Source organism: uncultured Apibacter sp. (assembly GCF_946479295.1).
GTDB lineage: Bacteria > Bacteroidota > Bacteroidia > Flavobacteriales > Weeksellaceae > Apibacter.
Window position 1 is genome coordinate 62,921 of the sequence record NZ_CAMLFD010000009.1, and the last position, 20,581, is coordinate 83,501.

Below are 20,581 nucleotides of genomic sequence, written 5' to 3' on the forward strand. Positions count from 1 at the left end.
GCTATACTCAGATTCCGAAAAATTGTTTTACACCGTGATCACTTCCCCCCATAATTAAAACTTGGTTATCATTACCATACTTCAATTCATTTACGAATTCTCTAGCACCTTGCTTTAAAGGAATTAAAGCAACCCCTCTTTTATTAAATTCGTTTTCTAATGCACTTGATACCATTCCTGCTCCTTTCCATGGTCCCCAATTGATAGTTAGCACCCGAGCATTTATTTTATCTTTAATTGCCCATGCTGTCATATCAAATACACTGTTTGCAGAAGCATAATCGGTTTGCCCTCTATTTCCATATACAGAAGCAATACTACTGAAGAAAACAATAAATTTAACATCGCTTTGAAGCTCATCTAATATTACATGTAGTGGATTTATTTTAGTGGTATATACTTGTTCAAATGCTTCAAGTGTTTTGTGTGTAAATAATTTATCCACTAAAAGTCCTGCAGCATGAATGAATCCGTCGATTCTTCCATATTGTTTGTAAATATCTTTTATAAGGCTGCTTAATCTTTTTTCATCAGTTACATCTAGTGAAACATAGGTGACTTTAGAACCAGATTTTTCAATATTGGAAATAGTTTGTATGATATGGTTGGTTTTATCAATCTTTTGTGTTTTTTTCTCAATTTCAGTTGGAGTTTTCATTTGCTCTTCATTGATAAGATACTTACGAATTTCATTTTTATCTTTTAATGAAATGTATTTTTTATCTTCTTCAGTAGGTTCAGCAGACCTTCCTACTAAAATATAATGACAAGGATATTCTGTAGATAGTTGATTGGTAAGTTCAGCAGTAATTCCTTGTGCTCCTCCTAATACCAAAACTACAGAATCTTTTTCTAAGTTAAGTTGAGAATTACCATTTATCGATATATCTTCCGGCACTAGGTTTAAACGAAAACGATCAGTTCCTTTATAAATAACTTCAGCAGCAATATCAGATGCTTGTATTTCATCTAAAACGATTTGTGATATATCTTCAACAGTAAAAAGGGTATTGGATACAATAGCTCTACAATTTATTTTAGAATATTCACGAGCTAAACTTTTTATTAATCCTGGGAAACCTTGAATCTTTTTCAATTCTTTACGATCCTTTTTGCCTTCTAATTCTCCCATAAGGTCGCTGAAACTATATATCCATTTAATACGATCCATATCAGCGCTTTTTATTAAAGTAAATGCGTCTTTAATGGTATAATGTTTAGTAGCTTTAGATGATGCTAAAATTAGTAGACCGTCATAAGAGGAAATATTTGTATTCTTATTGGAAATAATATCAACTATGGCTCCTTTAGCTTCAAGAGCTTTTTTTATGTTTTTAGCTAAGGATTTACCATCATCTGTTAAGGCAAATTTTTTACCTTCTATAGTGATTTTTTCGGTTGAATTTATAGAATATTCCTCTAATTCAAAACGAGTTCGTAAAAGGGACTCATCTTTTTCAGCTTCAAAGGATATTTCATTAACGGTCGGTTTGACAACAATTTTATTATCGGATTTGTCGGAAGAATCACCATTTGCAAGATCTTCAATCCATCCAATTACTCCATTAAGAGTTTTTATGGAAGCCATTTTTTCAATAGCATCTTCTGATTCTTCAAAATCAGAGGTGATATTTAATTTTTCACGTAATGCACCTATGATTTCCATTCTTTTAATAGAATCAATACTTAAATCTGCTTCTAAATCTAAATCTAACCCTAGCATATCAATGGGATAGCCTGTTTTTTCACTAACGGTATTAAGTAAAGCGTCTTTAATAGTTTCTATTGAAAAAACTTCTTTTTTAGCACTAGGTACAGCTTCAGGCAAAATATTAGTAGCAACAACTATTGCTTGGGATGTGGATTGTTCAGATTTAACTAATTCTTCCATCCAACCAATAACACCACTAAGAGTTTTTATAGAAGCCATTTTTTCAATAGCATCTTCTGATTCTTCGAAATCAGCAGTTATTTTTAATTTTTCTTTTAATTCACCGATAATTTCCATTCTTTTAATGGAATCGATGCTTAAATCTGCTTCCAAATCCATATCCAGACCTAGCATGTCAATAGGATAACCTGTTTTCTCACTGACTGTTTCAAGTAAAGTGTCTTTAATAACTTCAATAGATAAAGCCGGTGTAGTATTTTTAGCGGATACCTGAGCAGGAGTACTTGCTTGTGATGCTACAACGACTTGTTGTTGTGAGGTAACAATAGCATTATTTTGAACTGGAACTTGTATAGTTGTTCTTGCCTGAGGAGCTGCAATAGTTCCTGGATTTTGACCAAAGTAACCTAACATAACGTCTCTTTGGTTTTGTATCATAGATCTCATGTTACCTAAATATTCAAGGATAACTTGGTCAGCTTGAGTAAGATTATTATTCATGGTATGATTATCGGAAATGGCACCATAATTTAAATTAATTGGTTTACTAATTGGAAGGGCTCCGTTTGGAGGAAGGCTACCTACAGAAGGTACGGCATAATGACCATTGATTAACCAATTTGTTGATTTCTTTTTATAATTTTCCGGTTCATCAAGGTTTATGGTAGATACTTTTCTTCCTTCAAATAATTTTTCTAGATCTATATTTCTACCCGTAGCAATGTATTTAGCTAAAGCATGAAGCAAGAAGTTAATACCTTCTTTTTCTTTTTCTTCAGTCTGTATGGGCGTAATTTCTTGATTACCTAAAGTAGATTGAACAAGATTTATTAATACTTTACCAGGACCGGTTTCAATGAAAACTCTTGCTCCTTCAGCATACATTCTAGTAACCTCCTTTGTAAAGTATACCGGATTGATTAAATGTTCAGCTAAGCGTTTTTTGATTTCATCTGGTTGTGAAGGATATAATTCGGCAGTTGTATTGGACCAAACTGCTAAATTCGGAGATTTAAAATCAACTTTGCTAAGTTCTTTCAAGTATATATCTTTAGACTTATTTAATAATGGACTATGAAAGGCACAATCAACAGCTAATTCTCTGTAAGTTATTTTATTATCTGTTAATTTCTTCATAAACTTATCCATTCCGGCAGTAGAACCTGCCATAATAGTTTGTTTATTGGAATTGAAATTTACAGCCCATACTTCTTTTTCTTTTTCAAGTAATAATTTTATTTCAGATTCCGGTAGATTTAAAGCAATCATTTTACCTTTGTCATGACCTACTGCTTCTAAAATCGCATTCGCTCTTTTTCTACTTAAAGAAACCAATTCTTCAGGTTTGAAAACTCCGGCAAAACTTAAGGCAGGAAGTTCTCCATAGCTATGTCCGGCAATCATATCCGGCTCTATTCCCAAAAATCTTAAGAAGCTAGCAATAGCATAATCTACAATACCTAAAGTAGGTTGTGCGTTTTGTGTTTTTGTGATTATAGCTTGTTGTAATTTCTTACTTTCCTCATCGAATACGGTATGGGGGAATAATATTTTTTCATATTCTTTATTCTTAAGCAATAAAGATCTCATTGACGGGAATGCTACAAAAAGATCGCGGGCCATATTAATTCTTTGACTACCTTGTCCTGAAAACAAAAAGGCTACTTTACCTTCCTTAGGAGCTCTTAAATAAATTCCTGCATCTTCTTTACCAGAAAGGAAAATATCAATTTTATTTTCTAGTTCAAAAGTATTCGAAGCAACTATTGAAGCCTGAATTTCTTTAGTGTTAGCAACAGCTAAACTATAAGCAATATCTTTTATATTTAATGTGCTATTTATAAGTAATAAGTTTTTAATTTTTTGAGCTACTTGTTTGGCTTCTTGTAAATTATCTCCTTTTAAAACGAACAATTCAGAGGGCCATGCAGTTAAGCTGCTTGTAGATGGAATATCTGACTTATAATTTTCCAAAACTACGTGAAAATTGGTTCCACCAAAACCAAAGGCACTAACTCCTGATATTCTTTTTTCACTGCTCCAAATTCCTGCTTTGGTGTTAAATTTAAATGGACTACTATCTTTATTATAAAAAGAATTTGGATTCGTTAAATTAATAGTTGGGGGTTGAATACCGTAATAGGTTGATAAGGCCGTTTTAATTAAACCAGCCATTCCTGCGGCACATTTTGTATGTCCGATTTGTGTTTTTACGGAGCCTAAGTGAGTTTGTCCTACTAATGCCCCGGACTCTAAAAACATTTCGGTTAATGCACTTAATTCAGTTTTATCTCCAACTACAGTTCCGGTTCCGTGAGCCTCAATTAATTCTACCTCAGAAGGTAAAATACCTGCATGCTTATAGGCTCTTTGTAGGGCTTTCATTTGCCCTCTTTTATTTGGAGCGGTCATACCTAAACTTTTCCCATCACTGCTGGCACCGGTTCCTCTGATTACAGCATATATTCTATCACCATCTCTTTCTGCATCTTCCAACCTTTTTACTACAATCATTCCTATACCTTCTCCTAGCGAAATTCCATCGGAATTAGCATCAAAAGAGGCACATTTTCCTTTTTTTGAAAGGGCATGGGTAGCTGAAAACATTAAAAAGTCATTCAGTCCATTGTGTAAGTCAGCACCTCCAATAACTGCAATATCGGTTCTTTTATTCTGTAATTCTTGGCAACCTATATCTACGGCTGCTAAAGAAGCACCACAAGCTGCATCTACAGTATAATTAGTTCCTCCTAAATTAAGACGATTAGTAATTCTTCCTGCTACAACGTTAGATAAAACTCCAGGAAATGAGTCTTCATTTAATTTAGGAAGCATACTTTTTAATTCTTCGGGAAGATCTCCGAAAACTTGTTTAGCGTAACCTCTAAAACCATAGCTAGATGCTAGTTCTGTAGCACCTTCAGCTCCAATTATTACAGATGTATTCTCTCCATCGAAAGTCTTCATGTCATATCCGGCATCTTCTAAGGCTCTCTTTGCTACTAAAAGGCTTAATAATTGTACAGGCTCTATAGAAGCTAATGACTGTGGCGGGATGCCGAATTCTAATGGATCAAAGTCTATGGTAGGTATAAATCCGCCCCATTTTGAAGATACGAAATCTGTATCTCTTGTGTCCGGATTATAGAATAATTCTTTATTCCATCTATCATCAGGAACTTCAGTTATACAATCTTTTCCTGATAGTATATTTTTCCAATATTCTTCTAAAGTTCTTGCTTGTGGGAAAATACCTGCCATTCCTACTATTGCGAGTTTGGAGTTGCTTGACTCTCGGGCAGGTTCTACAAGATTATTTAATTGAGAAATGACTTTATTATTTTCAATAGCCACTTCTTTATGGAGTTCTTTTATAGAGAGAGATTTGCTCCTTAGAGCACCTACTTGGCCTATCATAAACACTCCTTTATCTAATTGTTCGTCACTTGTTAGTTTTACGAGCTCTTTTCCTTGTCTTTCAATACCTTTTGCAGCGATTCTTTGACGCCCTAAATTCATTTCTTCCAATTTCAGCCAAACTTCTTTGGAATCTAAGCCTTCAGCAAATAAACGTTGTTTTTCTTGATCGAAGAGCTTAGTGAAGGGAGTAGGTAAAGCTCTGGTTTCTTGTCCTGGAGCAGCTTCTAATAAAACTGTTTTATCATGAGCTACAGATTGTTTTTGATATTCTTCAGAGATAGCGCCCGTTTTTACAGCTTCCTTGGTAAATAGGTAAGAGGTACCCATTAAAATACCTATTTTAGCTCCTTTTGCTGCTAATGAAGCAGACATGATTGAAATAAAGGCGGAAGAAAATGCATCATGAATTCCTCCAGCAAAGAAAATATTCAAGGTTGAAGGCTGATCGTCTTTTAATAAACGGTAGATTTGCTTCTCCCAAAGTACCATACTAGGCAATGGGCCAACGTGCCCACCACTTTCTCTTCCTTCAAATATAAATTTTCTGGCACCTTCTTTTAGGAACATATCCAATAGAGCTACTGAAGGTACATGTAAAAAAGCTTTAATTCCTTCTTTTTCATAAGGTTTGGCTAAGGAAGGTCTACCGCCTGCAATAATAATAAAAGGAGGCTTATTTTCTAAAATGTATTTCATTTGCTCATCTCGCAATTGTGCGGGAGCAAATCCTAGTATACCAACACCCCAAGCTTTATCTTTTAGTAGGGCATGAGTTTTTTCTACAGCATCTTTAGCTGCTTGTCCTACCATAAGACTCATTGCTATGAATGGAACACCTCCTTCTTTAGCAATTTCATTTGCAAATTCAGGTACATCACTAACCCTAGCCATTGGTCCTTGTGCAATTGGAAATCGGGTTCCCAATTCCTGAGCAAGGGGACTGTGCTCTCCAATAATATTTAAATTTTTAGCTTGTAGTAAATGTCCGTAAGCAGCTTCTTGAATAGCTATAATTAAATTTTCAAGTTTTTTATAACGTTCTACAAAATCTACAGATAGACAGATATCTTGTCCCATTGGAAGTATATTTTGAGAAAGATCAAGACCGCCTAAAAATGGTAGAATATCTTCAAATTTAGGTTGTATAGGTAGTTCAGGAGAATTTTTTCTAAGTAGAATTCTGAAATTGTCAATAATAACAGTTTCACTTCCGCTTAATTTATTAAAAATATTTTTTAATTCTTTAGAAATGCTACATTCTGGAAAAAGAGCGATTTGACTATCAAGTATAATACCTTGCGCTCCCATTGCTAAGGCGGCAGCTGAGGTATGAATACCCATTCCTCCTTGTATGTAAATTTTAGTTTTTAATTTTTTGTGCTTATTTTTTATTCCTTGTAAAAGAACATATGAAGATTCATAAGCCACTTTTCCTGCGCCTTCATTCCCTTTTAATATGATAGATTCCGCACCCATTTTGATGGCTTCTTCTGCCTCATCTAGAGAATGAATCTGGTAAAAAATTTCCACATTTTTTTTAACGGAAATTTTAAAATTAAAGGGAATAAATACTTTGGTAACATTTTCCGGAAGTGAGATGTCTGTCATATTTTCCGAGACGAAACATACTCCAAATGATTCTTTTGTTTTTTCAGAGAGCTCATTTAAACTTTGAATAGCTCTGTTTTTATCTCTTCCCAAATGTAGGATTGGAAAGGCCCCGGTATTAATAGTTTTTAAGGCTAAATCAACGTCAGGTAATTCAAAAGGAGAAAGAACAAATAACGCTTTTTTTTCTTGCATGGCTTAAAAAAATTGTATTTAGTAAATATTTAACTTATCGATGCTTTTTTTCTATTGTAAGATAATCTATGATCATATATTATTAATTAAACATATTTAATTGTTTAATAGTAATGAAATTGAAATGCAAATATAAATAAAAAAAAAACTAATTTTAACATATCGTTAATAAATAGTTTAATTTAAAATTTTAACTTGTCGAAGTTGCCAATAAAATATGATTACAGCTAAGAGTGTTGATAAGAAGTCGGATAAAGGTATAGAACACCACACACCATTTAATTTTAGGTAATTTGGTAAAATAAATAAAGATGGAACTAATATTAAAAATTGTCTGCTCATGCTTAAAATAAAAGCTATGATAGCCTTTCCGATACATTGAAAAAAGTTTGAAATAACCATCTGTATACCACTTAATGGTAGTGTTATAGTCATAATTTGTAAAGCTACGGCCGCCTCTTTCGCTAAATTAGGAGATGGATTAAAGGGTTGAACTACGAGGCTAGGTAAAAGAAATCCAAATAAAAAGCCTAAACATCCGATAGTTAAACCTGTTTTAAGGCTATAATTTAAAGTTTCTTTAACCCTCTTCATATTTTTAGCTCCAAAATTGTATCCTATGATGGGTTGCATTCCCTGTGTTAGTCCCACTAATACCATTATAAATACCATAATAAGTCTATTGGCGATGGTATAAGCCTCTATTGCAGTACTACCTCCGTATACATTAAGTCTGTTATTAATAAATAAAACAACAATAGATGCTGCAATTAACATAAAAAAGGGTGCAAAACCCACATTAATAATTGACCATATGATTTTAAAATCAGGTTTTAAATTACATTCTTTAAACGATACAATTGATTGAGAGCTAAGAAAATGCTTACATACTACTCCTAGACCTATAGCCATAGACAAATTGGTAGCGATGGCGGCTCCTTTCATACCCCATTGCAATATAAATATAAAAATTGGGGCTAATATAATATTGGCTGCGACACCTATGAGCATCATGTACATAGCTTTTTTAGGATATCCAGAAGCGCGCATAATGCTATTAAGAGCATAATTTACAGTTAAAAATATATTTCCAGGGAGGTAGTATACCAAGAATTCTTTAGCAAATGGAAATGTTTGGGGAGTAGACCCAATGGCTAATAAAATAGGATCTATAAAAATATAAATAGCTATAATCATTAATAGGGTTAAGACAACAGCTAATAAAACAGAATTACCGACTACTATTTCCGCTGATCTTATATCCTTTTGTCCTAAGAATATAGAAGTGCGTGTAGATGCACCCGATCCAACCAACATACCTAATCCTGAAATAAAATTCATAATCGGCAATAAAATTCCTAATCCACCTATAGCATGGTCTCCCAAATTTTGTCCATGGCCTATATATATACTGTCAATAATATTGTATAATGCTATTACAACAGTTCCTATTATTGCCGGAATAGCATATTTCCAAATAAGTTTACTTGGTTTTTCATTTTCTAATTCTAATATGTTTTGAGAGTTGTCAAAGGTCTCCATTGGTAAGAAAAGATCGTCTAAATATTAATAAAAATTGTTAGTAAATTAAAAATTGTAAAAATAAGTTCATTTATTCTTCATAATATAAGAAGAATAAAAAACTTATTTCGTACAAAAATAGTAAGGTTAATCTTTCACTAATAAGCGAAATCCTTCTCCATGTATATTTACAATTTCAACATTGTCGTCATCTTTTAATAATTTTCTAATTTTAGCAATATATACATCCATACTTCGAGAGGTGAAATAATTATCATTATGCCAAATTTTAGTGAGCGCTTCTTCTCTCGGCATTAGATCATTTTTATATTTACATAAAAGTTTTAAAAGTTCATTTTCTTTAGGTGATAGTTTGTGCATTTTACCATTAACTTCTAATTGTCTCAATTTTGTGTTAAATTTAAAATTAGAAATCTCATAGATTTCTTTATCTTCATTTTCTGAACTAACGGTAGAATTTGAATTTCTTTGTAAAACTGCATTTATCTTATATAGTAATACTTCTGAATCAAAAGGTTTTGTTATATAATCATTTGCTCCAAGCTTATATCCAGTTAAAATGTCTTCACGCATATTTTTTGCAGTTAAAAAGATAATTGGAACATCAGGATTTATGTCAATGATTTCTTTGGCTAACGTAAATCCATCTTTTTTCGGCATCATTACATCAGAAAGACAAATATCGAAATGATCTGCTTTAAACTTTTCTAGCCCATCTTCTCCATCCACAGAAAGAGTCACATCGTAATCGTGAATAGATAGGTAATCTTTTAAAACAGCACCAAAACTTGGATCATCTTCTACTAATAATAGCTTTACTTTTTTATCCATGATATTTATTAATTTAGAGGAATTCGTACTATAAAGGTGGTTCCTTTATGTAATTTACTTACAACTTTAATACCACCATTATGTAACTTAATAATATTTTTCACATAAGTTAAACCTAAACCATGACCTTTTACATTATGTATATTTCCAGTTTCTTCCCGATAAAATTTTTCAAATATCCTTTTCATTACATTTTCAGACATTCCTTTGCCTTTGTCGGATATTTCAACTACATAATTATTTTTGTCATTATAAGTTTTAACATATATTTCGGGTTTCTCCAACGAATATTTATTCGCGTTATCTAAGATATTTACAAAAGCATTGGTAAGGTGAAAACCATCTACATTTCCCACATGCTTTTTAGCTTGGTAGTCTTCTTTTATGGTGCCCCCTCTTTGTTCTACCTGAATTCGAACCGTTTTAATGCTATTTTTTAAAATTTGTTCTATATCCGTTTCTTTTTTTATAAGCTGAAGAGCATTACGTTCAAGTTTGGACATTCTCAAAACCATTTCTACCTGTTTTTTCATTCTTTCATTTTCTTGCTTTATTAGCGAGGTATAAAATTTCATTTTATCTGGATCTGACTGTACTTTTTCTGAGTTTAATGCATCCGTGGCTATATTGATTGTTGCAATAGGGGTTTTAAATTCATGCGACATATTATTAATGAAATCTGTTTTTATTTCAGAAATCTTTTTTTGCTGAGACATATAATATATCGAAGCTATATAGATAGCTATTATTACGAGGGTAGATGCAATGGTAACTCCAATTGCTCCTAAAATAGGATTTAGTACAGAGTATTGCTTTGAAGGAAAATATACAGAAAGATAATATTGAGCGTTATCTTTTCCATCTGAAAACAATACAACGTTATAATTTTGAGTAAGGTTATTATTTAAAGTAAAATCTTCGCTGTGGATTTTGGTAAGCTTAAGCTTATTATTGAGAATTCCGCACTTAAATTCGGTATTAATGTTATGTTTTTTTAGTTCTAGATAAACCACAGAATCAATTAATTGGATATTAACTCTCGATTCTAAGCTCATCTGATTAACACTTAACCTAGCAAATTCATCCAATGTAAATTTAGGACTTATAAAACTATTTTCAATATTTCTTTCAATGGGCCTAATATTGGTTTGAAAAGAATCTTTTTTTATTTTGAGGACTCCTTCGTCTGTCAATAAGTTGGTTATCTTTAGCGTATCTTTTTTTGAAAAGGGGATGACGAGAGGTTTTTTATTGACAATCGTTTTTTTGTAAATGATATATTTAACAGATTGAGAATCAATAACACTCATTGCTGTTTGTATGGTGCTGGAATCTTTCTGTTTATTTATATCTTGATAAAAATTTGTGAAGGGTTTGTAAAATTTATTAATTTCAATCGTATTGATTTTTTTTGAAGAGCTGTTTAGTGCTTTATAGACATGAGAGGAAAAATCCTGTTCTCCTGCATCAATAGCCTGTTTTAACCAAAAAATCTGCAATCCCACAAAAACAATAAGGGAAATGGTCATTAATCCCGATAAAATAGGAATGAAACGTTCCTTCATCCTACAAAATTAATAATTTTCGTTGATCAATTTGCGAGAATTCTATATTTTTAAATATTCTTAAAGCCTTATCTAAGAAAAGTTAAATCATTGAAAATATTTTATATGTTTGAAATATTATATGAATTTTACTATTAAAAATGACTTAAATTTGTAAGCTTATAACTAAATTATATTATGCACCAAGAAGAAACAAAACCTTTAAATTTTTTAGAGCAGATTATAGAAGAGGATATGGAAAATGGTTTTCCTAAAGAAAAATTGAGATTTAGATTTCCACCCGAACCCAACGGCTATCTTCATGTAGGTCATATTAAAGCTATATGGATTAATTTCGGTTTGGGGCATAAATATAAGGTGCCTGTTAATTTACGTTTTGATGATACCAATCCAGTAAAAGAAGATCAAGAATATGTAGAGGCAATAAAAAAAGATGTTGAATGGTTAGGATATAGCTGGGATAAAGAGTGCTATGCTTCTGATTATTTCCAACAATTATATGATTGGGCGGTAAAATTAGTGAAAGAAGGAAAAGCATATGTGGATAATCAAACCTCTGAACAAATTAATGAACAAAAAAAGAATCCTTTTGAGGATGGTATTGATAGTCCTTATAGAAATAGAAGTGTAGAAGAGAACCTAGATCTTTTAAAAAGAATGAAAGATGGAGAATTTGAAGAAGGAAGTTGTGTGCTTCGCGCAAAAATAGATATGAAATCTCCCAATATGAATATGAGAGATCCTGTTATGTACCGAATTTTGAAAAAACATCATCAAAGAACCGGTAATGATTGGTGCATCTATCCGTTATATGATTGGACTCATGGTGAATCTGATTATATAGAGCAAATTTCTCATTCTTTATGTTCGTTGGAATTCGAAAATCATAGGCCTTTATACGAATGGTTTTTAGATCAAGTATATGAACCTACAAAAGTAAAGAGTAAACAACGTGAATTTGCTCGATTAAATTTGAGTTATACAATAACCAGTAAAAGAAAGCTTTTGCGTTTGGTTGAAGGAAATTATGTAGCAGGATGGGATGATCCGCGAATGCCTACGGTATCAGGTATGAGAAGAAGAGGGTACACGCCGGAAGCCATTAAAGATTTTATGGAAAGGGTAGGGGTAGCAAAAAGAGACAATATTATAGATTTTGCTTTGTTAGAATTTACAGTAAGGGATCATTTAAATAAGATTGCGCCTAGAGTGATGGCTGTAATCAATCCTGTTAAAGTGATAATTACCAATTATCCTGAAAATCAAGAGGAAAAGGTAATTGTTGAAAATAATCCAGAAGATAAAGATGCCGGCGAAAGAGAGGTACCTTTTTCAAGAGAAATATATATCGAAAGAGAAGATTTTTTAGAAGAAGCTCCCAAAAAGTTTTTCCGATTGACTCTAGGCGGAGAAGTGAGATTAAAAGGTGCTTACATTATTAAAGCTGAATCTGTAGAAAAAGATCATGATGGAGTAATTCAGACAATTTACTGTACCTATGACGATAAAAGCAAAAGTGGTAGTGGTACAGAAGAAAGTATGCGAAAAGTAAAAGGAACTTTACATTGGGTGTCAGTAAAACATGCATTGCCTATTGAAGTAAGAATTTATGATCGTTTATTTAAAGAAGAATCTCCAGACACCCAGGAGGATGATTTTTTAAATTTTTTGAATCCGGATTCTTTAAAAACTATTTACGGATATGCCGAACCTAGCTTGAAAGATGCAAATATTGGTAATAAATACCAATTTCAGAGACTTGGATATTTTGCTTTAGATGAAGATTCAACGACTGAACATCTTATATTTAACAGGACGGTAACTTTAAAAGATACATGGGCAAAAATCGTTAATAAATAAAGGTATTAAATATGAAAAAAATAATCTTATTATCAGCTCTTACATTATTTTCACATTTTAGTGAAGCTCAACAAGTAAAAACTCCGGCAGCAAGTTTAAAAGCTGAAGTTGAGCAAATGGTGGGTTTAACAGATGTTGAATATGTTTATTCACGGCCTAACAAAAAAGGAAGAGTTATTTTCGGTGGGTTAGTACCTTATGGGCAAATTTGGAGAACCGGTGCCAATGAAAATACGACAATCAAATTTGGTGATGACATTGAAATCGACGGTAAAACTCTTCCTAAAGGGAAATATGCCATATATACGATTCCTTATGATGATAAATGGGATATAATTTTTTATTCGGATCATGAAAATTGGGGAAATCCTGAAAAATGGGATGATAATAAAGTGGTATTAAAGACAACAGTGCCTATAAAAAAATTAGCGGAATCTGTGGAATCTTTTACTATTGGAATTAATAACCTTTCAGACAATTCTGCGCATTTACAATTTATATGGGATCAAGTGTTAGCAGATGTTATTTTTAATGTGCCTACCCAAAAGATAGCCAATGCAAGTATAGAAGGGATTTTATCTAATCCAAAAGCTGATGCAAATGCTTATTATGCCTCAGCTAATTACTACTTACAATCTAATGGAGATATGAAAAAAGCCTTGAATTGGATTAATAGGGCTATTGATTTGAAACAAGGAGAATCTCCTTATTGGTATTTTAGAGTTAAATCACAAATTCAGGCAAAATTAGGAGATATAAAAGGGGCAATAGATTCTGCTGAAAAATCTTTGGAGGGAGCCCAAAAAGAAGGAAATAAAGATTACATCCGATTAAATACAGAAGCTATTAAAGAATGGAAAAAAATCTTATAATTTTAATAATAAAATAATAACATAAAAACGGTAAGAAATTTCTTGCCGTTTTTATTATAATATGATAAAATTAAGTTTATTAAAAAAGAATCAAAAATACATATAATAAATCTCAGTGCATAAGATCCCTATACATAAAGAAGCCATTATAGTTCCTACCATACTTATAGGTGTTATTTGGCTTGTGTATTTATTGCAAAATTTCATAATTTTAAAAGAATGTTATGGAATTATACCGCTAAGCTTTAAGGGATTGAGAGGGATCATACTTGCCCCACTTTTTCATGGAAATCTTAAGCATATAATCAGTAATACAGTACCATTATATGTTTTAACGTTTTTTACTTTTCAATTTTATGATAAATTAGCTTATTTCGTGTTAATCAATGGATGGCTAATATCAGGGATAGTGGTTTGGATGTTGCCTGATTTTACGATCATGAATTCTTCTATTTTGTCATGTCATATAGGAGCAAGTGGAATTATTTATGTACTCGCTTTTTTTCTATTTTTTAGTGGAATTTTTAGGGGTGAAAAAACATTAATGGCGGTATCGTTACTAGTCGTTTTTTTATATGGGAGTATGGTTTGGGGAATATTCCCAAGAGAGTTGTTAGGAATTTTTAATGGAGAGCATATTTCTTGGGAAAGTCATCTTTCGGGAGCAGTAACAGGATTTATATTAGCTTATATGTTAAGAAATATAGGGAAAAAAAGGAAGAAACCTAATTGGGAGACGGAAGAATATGATCACTCGGATGATGATGAACTTTGGGAAAGATATAAAAATGAATATCCTGAGGATTTTAATTCCATAAGTTCTTCTGAATTATTTGAAAATCAAGAAGATAAGAAAGATCTAACGACAGAAAACAGAAAAGATACTTGAAAAAATTAAAAATTTACAAATCGAATACAGAGGGACGCTTAATAATAATGCTATCTTTAATCCATAGAAAAAAAGCTCCGGTAAGATATAAAGCAAAAATGCCACCTAATGTAATAAACGAAAGATAAATAAATAGAAGCCTTAATTTAGAGGCACGCACCCCAAATTTTTCCGAGATTCGAGAAATAACCTCGAATCCGTTGGCTTCAAAAATAGTTCTTAATCTTTTGAACATAGATATAAGTTAATTAAATTAATGACAAAATAAGAATTATAAAGTTATTAATTTTGCTCTAAATTTATACTAAAATTGGACTAAAACACCTCCCATTACTTGAGCACCTAAAACTTTATATCCTTGAAATCTTTCATAATTTTTGCTGAATAAATTAGTTCCATTTATAAATATTGAAAAATTATTTATCAATTTATAAGAAGCTGAGAGATTAAGATCAACATAACTATCCAACGTAGTAATTCCTTCTTTAATAGTTGCTGATACAGGTTCATAGTAGAAATAATTACTTTTTCTTTCTCCGGTAAAAAATAATTTTGCCTCAAATTTCAATTTATCTTCTAAAGTTTTATAATTTCCATCTAATCCGATCTTGTAGTCAGGTAAGCTATATGCATGCTTAAGTACATCAAGATTATAGTTATGATATTCACCTTCCAAACCGAAACTTAAATCTCCGTTCCAAAAGTATTGTAAAGCACCCTTAACGGTAATAATATTTCCGTCATCATAAACAGCATTAAAAGTATTTAACCTATTGTAGGATTTTAAATTAGAAGATATGATAAGATCGTAAGGATTTCTCATATAAAAATAAAGATTTTCTGCTTTGCTGAAAGAACCTTCTGCTTCATATTTTATACTTTCATCAATATCTCCTTTCACACCAGCATATACTTTATAAAGTACATTAGTAGGTCTGAGCAATTGATTAGAATATAAATACGGATTTTCCGAAAATAGATTCGACATATTATTTAACTTTATTCCCCCGTCTATACCAGCATAGACGCTAATTTCTTTGGCAGCATTGAACAAAAATTCTGCTTTAGGATGAAAAAATATTTTTGTATTGTTGCCTTCTAATTCTCCATTATAGGCGATATTGGCTCCGACTTTAAGATAAGATCCCATACTGGATATCCGTAATACGGGAGAAAATCCAGCAGTAAGGAAAGAATATTTATTTTTAGTATCTATACCAAAATGTGTATAAGTATAATTAAATAATACATCTGCTTCTACACCAAAATTCAAACCTGATAACATAATATTTGTATTTTCTGAGCTTTTAGCTAACTTCGCTTTTAAGTTGACAAAAGTTTCTTTAGAATCGAACTTGTCCCACATATATCCGGTTTTTAAAGAAGCTTTATCCAGGTAATTATTGCTATACATATCATAGTCTGATTTAAAAGTAAGTTGGTTTGTATTTTGTCTTACATTCATCCCTGGAGTAGCATTTAATTCTGGAACATTTAGTCCGTAATAATTCGATCCGTTATAGGTATAATTTCCTGCAAAATGTAATTTTCCTGTTTTTAATTTAAAAATATAAAAAGCTTCGGCGTCTATATTTGTAGAAGACGTTTTCCAATCGTATTTATTTTTAGGGCCATCAGTAGAAAGTGTAGACAATTTTATCCCAGATAAATTATTATTTATCGGATAATTGAAATACAGATCTCCTAGCAATGTATTTCTAGTTCCGTATCCGATTTTTGCATGATTTTCGTAATACGAATTAGTAAAATCAGTATTTAATGATTGAGGAGGTAACTGAGAAGTTTGAAACTCAGAAACTGCCGGAACATCGATAATAGTATAATTTAAAGAATCCTTTTTTGATGGCATATTTTCATTCGTCGGTGGATATTTATCGGGGTCTGTTTTCTTTTTCTCTATATCTTTTACATTAACTTGCGGATTTTTCTTTTGTCTAATGTTTAAAGTTTCTTCTTTAATCTGAGAATATCCTAAATTAGTAAAAATAGTTAGTAAAAAAATAAGTGACAGTATTTTATATTGAGTATTCATAAACTTCTAAACTTGGTATAATTATTTAATTTTGTTAAGCTGAGCTTGGGCTTCTTGTATTACATCTGGAAACTCTTTATAATTTTCTATAATTTGCTCCAATATATAAGTAGCCTGATAATTATCTTTAAGATTGAAATAATTGTTGCTCATTATAAGTAATGCTTTAGCTCCCCAATACTGCTGATCGGAATATTTAGATGTCAAATTAAAAATAACTGAATTACTGGCCTCGTATTTTTTATCGATATTTTTAAACAAAGCATTATAGTACAAAGTCTCGGCTTTTACAGCATTGTTTTTAGATTGCTCAAGTGTTGTAAATATTGATTTAGCTTCCTTGATTTTTCCAGTATTATATAAGCTTCGCGCTTTGATTAAAGATGCTTGTTCTTTTACAGTAGCAGAATTTTTTGAATTATTCAGCACTTTTACAGCCATCTCATTAGCCTTGCTAAATTCATTTTGATCGGAATAGATATACATAAGTTCTAATTCGGCAAAAGATCGATAATTTTGATTAGAAGTAATTTTATACAAAGATTCCAAGGAATTTTGAGCATCTCCATCTTTTTCCTGTTTTAGATAAATTTGGGAAAGCCTTACTAAAGCATCTTCTTGAAATTCATTGGATGAATTTGCTACGTCTTTCAATTCATTTACAGCTTGTGTATAATTATTGTTTTGAAAATTACATTCTCCTAAATAATAAAGCGAAGAAATTTTACGGCTTGTATTAGGAAATTTAATTAAAAAAGTAGTAAATTCTTGAGAGGCTGTTTCATAATCTTTATTTAAAAATTTCTTTTGGGCAGACATAAAAGTCAGCTCTTCAGCTTCAGCGTTATCAATGTTATATCCTTTGCTCTTAGCCCAATCTATGTATTCGTTTTCTTTGCCGCTTTCTATAAAAGCCGTTTTTGCTCCAGTAATAGCCTGTAATGCATACTCAGTTTTGGCATAAGTATCGGCAATAGTTCCATAATTTACAATAGCTTTTTGATAATCTTTTTGAGTAGTCAAATTATCAGCAATATTTATATAGGATTTAGCCACCAAATCATTATTTTTTGAAAAGCTGATAACTTTTTGAAAATACGTATTAGAATTCTTATAATCTCCAATTTCAGCATATGCCGACCCTAATTCAAAATAAGCATTAATGGTATTTATTGATTTAGGATAATCTTTTATAAATTTTTCAAGTTCGGTGATTTTACTCTTGTAATTTTTTTGAAGGCCGTATACAATAGCTTTTTGATACTGAGAATATTCCTTATCTTCGTTATTGGATGAATAAGACCGTTCGTACATAGTGGCTGCCTGATCTAGGTGATTATTTCCTAAAAAAGCATCTGCTAGTCTAACCTCTGCATCCGCTTTAAATTCTTGCTTAGGATTTTTAAGATATTCCTGGAATGCATCAGCAGCTTTATCAAAATTATTTAATTTTAAAAAAGAGTATCCTTTTTGATACATAATTTGCTGACTTTCAGGTATAAGTTTGCCGGTACTTTGTAAAAGTTGTAAATAATCTATAGAATTTTGATAATTACCTAATTGATATTGACAATCACTCATCCAATATAGAGAGCGAGCATAAAATTCCGAATTATTTTTTAAACGAATAGCTTTCTCAAATTCATTAGAGGCTAATTTGATCTTACCTTGATTATAAAGCTGTACCCCATATGCATAAGCAACTTCTTGCTCTTTAAGTTTCAATTCAGGAGATTTGTTTGGGATTGAAAAAAGAAGTTTTGAAGCTTCTAAAAAATTACCCGAATCAATATATGATCTAATTAGTAATTCATTGATCTCAAGAGTATAATTGGATTTGGGATATTTACTTAAGTAAGTATTTAAAACTTTAGAGGCAGATTCATATGGATTTCCTACTTCAAAGCTCAATTTAGCATAATTTAAATAAGCATTTTCTTGAATTCTTTTATCAAAATCCATTTCAGCCGCAGCTTTAAAAGCGCTTAATGCCTCTTTCTTTTTATGAGTTTTTAAATAAGAATTACCTAGTTGATAATAGGCATTCTGTGAAATAGGTGAAATGTCACCTACCGTAATTTTATTAAAATAAGTGACAGCTTCGTCATATTTTTTGGCTTGATACAGTACATATCCTAGTTGATAATAATCGCTTAAAGTAGGAGAAGTACTGTTTCTTATATATATTTTAAGATAAGGCTCAGCTTCTGCATATTTTTGTTTTTTAAAATAGCATTCTCCAATTATTTTCGTAATCTCATTTTTAAGTTCCGGATATTTATTAGAGGCTAATAATGAATTTCCGGTAGTAATTGCAGCGTCATATTCACCATCGTTAAAATAAATTTGAACCATGTAAGGTTTGATTTTTTCCGAAAAATCAGGATGATTTAAAAGAGAGGTAAATCTTTTTTTAGCCTCAATATGCTCTCCATTAGCATAGGCAATATGCCCTAATAAATAGTTGATCTGATCTTTATATTGATCACTATACGAGCCTTTTTCAAGATTTTTTTCAGCATTTTCAAAATCCTGATTCATAAATTGTGCATATCCGAGCTTAATGTATTGACTTGCAACTTGGCCTGGAGGAAGTTTTCCAATGTCAACCTTAGCAAGTTCTTCTGCTGCACGATAATAATCCTGATGCAATAAATAGTAATTTCCCAATTGAAGGTGTGCACCTTCCGACAATGCACTTTGCGGATATTTATTCGTAAATGCATCAAATTTCTTTTCGGCTTCTTCGTCTTGTAAAATAATACTTATGAGAGCATCGTAGAAATTTGCAATTTCCAACTGGTAGGATCTAAGATTGCAAAAATTTATTAAATCATTTATTATATATTGTGAACCTCGATAAGCTTCATTTTCATATAATTCTTTTGCATTGCTTATTGGATAATTGTTATAATAAATTTCTGATAGTTGAGCATTTACTAATAGATTTGCTCCTAACAGTGGAATAAGCCATTGGGTTTTTTTTCGCATAATTTTAGTGCATATTTTTAATATAAACGACTTTTTTAGTTATAAAAAACTCTTCATCAAAATAATCTTTTAAATCAAAGATCTTAGCTGCAGGGAAATTTTTGAGCTCCTCAGTTAAATCACCTCCTTTTAAATATAAAACGCCATTTCGTAAACTATTGTTATTTTTACTTAAAAATTTTCCTTTTATCCAAGACATAAAGATGGGCATTTGAGTAACTGCTCTGCTTACCACAAAATCAAATTTTTCTACAATATTTTCTGCACGTGCATTTACGCCAGTTACATTAGCTAATTCTAAATATTGGGCAATTTCATTTACAACCTTAATCTTTTTGCCTATGGAATCCACTAATGTAAATTGAGATTCAGGAAAAAGTATAGCTAAAGGTATTCCCGGAAATCCGCCTCCTGTACCGATATCTAAAATTTTTGTAGTGGGAGTGAATTGCATTACTTTTGCAATGCCTAAGGAATGAAGAACATGTTTTTCAAGTAAGGAATCTATGTCTTTCCTAGATACGACATTTATCTTCTCATTCCATTGAGCGTACAATTCGGGAAGCTTCGCGAACCTATTCGTCTGCTTTTCAGTTATCTTCGGGAAATACTTTTGTATTAAATTTATCATCTTTAGTAATGAGTATACAAAAATATAAGTTTTAATAATATAAGGCCGTATTTTGTAATAGACATTTATGATAGCATAGCAAAAATAAGGATTTAAGTATTAGATAAATATATAGATAATAGCTATTGACAGAATGGATAAATTATTAATTATAAAATTGATTTTTTTGCCCGATTCTATTAATATTAACAAAGATGGAAGAATTGATTTTAAAGAATCGATTAATTTTATAT

At 31.4% G+C, this 20,581-nt stretch carries 11 protein-coding genes; 3 read left to right on the forward strand and 8 right to left on the reverse strand.

Going from position 1 to position 20,581, the window contains the following annotated elements; translation table 11 throughout:
• Positions 1–7: 7 nt before the first annotated feature.
• The 4 genes from Q0T35_RS07210 to Q0T35_RS07225 form a co-directional block, all read right to left on the reverse strand.
• Positions 8–7,114, reverse strand: coding sequence for a type I polyketide synthase (locus tag Q0T35_RS07210; protein WP_295841544.1), 7,107 nt, complete (start codon positions 7,112–7,114; stop codon positions 8–10).
• A gap of 177 nt (positions 7,115–7,291) precedes the next feature.
• Entirely contained in the window at positions 7,292–8,656 is a 1,365-nt protein-coding gene (locus tag Q0T35_RS07215) for an MATE family efflux transporter (RefSeq protein WP_293916759.1), read from the reverse strand.
• Positions 8,657–8,782: 126 nt separating this feature from the next.
• Positions 8,783–9,487: a response regulator transcription factor gene (locus Q0T35_RS07220; protein ID WP_293916760.1), complete on the reverse strand. Its 705-nt coding sequence runs from the start codon at positions 9,485–9,487 to the stop codon at positions 8,783–8,785.
• A gap of 8 nt (positions 9,488–9,495) precedes the next feature.
• A complete protein-coding gene (locus tag Q0T35_RS07225) occupies positions 9,496–11,052 on the reverse strand; it encodes a HAMP domain-containing sensor histidine kinase (protein WP_295841547.1) in 1,557 nt (518 codons plus the stop codon).
• A 177-nt stretch (positions 11,053–11,229) separates the two neighbouring features.
• Here Q0T35_RS07225 and Q0T35_RS07230 point away from each other — a divergent pair, with 177 nt between their 5' ends.
• The 3 genes from Q0T35_RS07230 to Q0T35_RS07240 all read left to right on the forward strand — a co-directional run bounded on the left by Q0T35_RS07230 (position 11,230) and on the right by Q0T35_RS07240 (position 14,673).
• Positions 11,230–12,912, forward strand: a complete 1,683-nt coding sequence (locus tag Q0T35_RS07230; protein WP_293916762.1) for a glutamine--tRNA ligase/YqeY domain fusion protein — start codon at positions 11,230–11,232, stop codon at positions 12,910–12,912.
• An 11-nt stretch (positions 12,913–12,923) separates the two neighbouring features.
• On the forward strand, positions 12,924–13,784 hold the full coding sequence (locus Q0T35_RS07235; protein ID WP_293916765.1) for a DUF2911 domain-containing protein: 861 nt from the start codon (positions 12,924–12,926) through the stop codon (positions 13,782–13,784).
• 115 nt (positions 13,785–13,899) lie between these two features.
• Positions 13,900–14,673: a rhomboid family intramembrane serine protease gene (locus Q0T35_RS07240; RefSeq protein ID WP_295841550.1), complete on the forward strand. Its 774-nt coding sequence runs from the start codon at positions 13,900–13,902 to the stop codon at positions 14,671–14,673.
• Between the two features lie 13 nt (positions 14,674–14,686).
• On the opposite strand, the gene Q0T35_RS07245 is transcribed toward Q0T35_RS07240, so the two are convergent.
• The 4 genes from Q0T35_RS07245 to rsmG form a co-directional block, all read right to left on the reverse strand.
• A complete protein-coding gene (locus tag Q0T35_RS07245) occupies positions 14,687–14,908 on the reverse strand; it encodes a PspC family transcriptional regulator (protein WP_293916771.1) in 222 nt (73 codons plus the stop codon).
• 69 nt (positions 14,909–14,977) lie between these two features.
• Positions 14,978–16,726 carry a hypothetical protein gene (locus tag Q0T35_RS07250; protein WP_295841552.1) on the reverse strand — a complete coding sequence of 583 codons (1,749 nt, stop codon included), beginning with the start codon at positions 16,724–16,726 and terminating at the stop codon, positions 14,978–14,980.
• Between the two features lie 21 nt (positions 16,727–16,747).
• A complete protein-coding gene (locus Q0T35_RS07255; protein WP_295841554.1) occupies positions 16,748–19,717 on the reverse strand; it encodes a tetratricopeptide repeat protein in 2,970 nt (989 codons plus the stop codon).
• A gap of 4 nt (positions 19,718–19,721) precedes the next feature.
• Positions 19,722–20,348 carry a 16S rRNA (guanine(527)-N(7))-methyltransferase RsmG gene (gene rsmG, locus Q0T35_RS07260; RefSeq protein ID WP_293916777.1) on the reverse strand — a complete coding sequence of 209 codons (627 nt, stop codon included), beginning with the start codon at positions 20,346–20,348 and terminating at the stop codon, positions 19,722–19,724.
• Positions 20,349–20,581 lie beyond the last annotated feature (233 nt).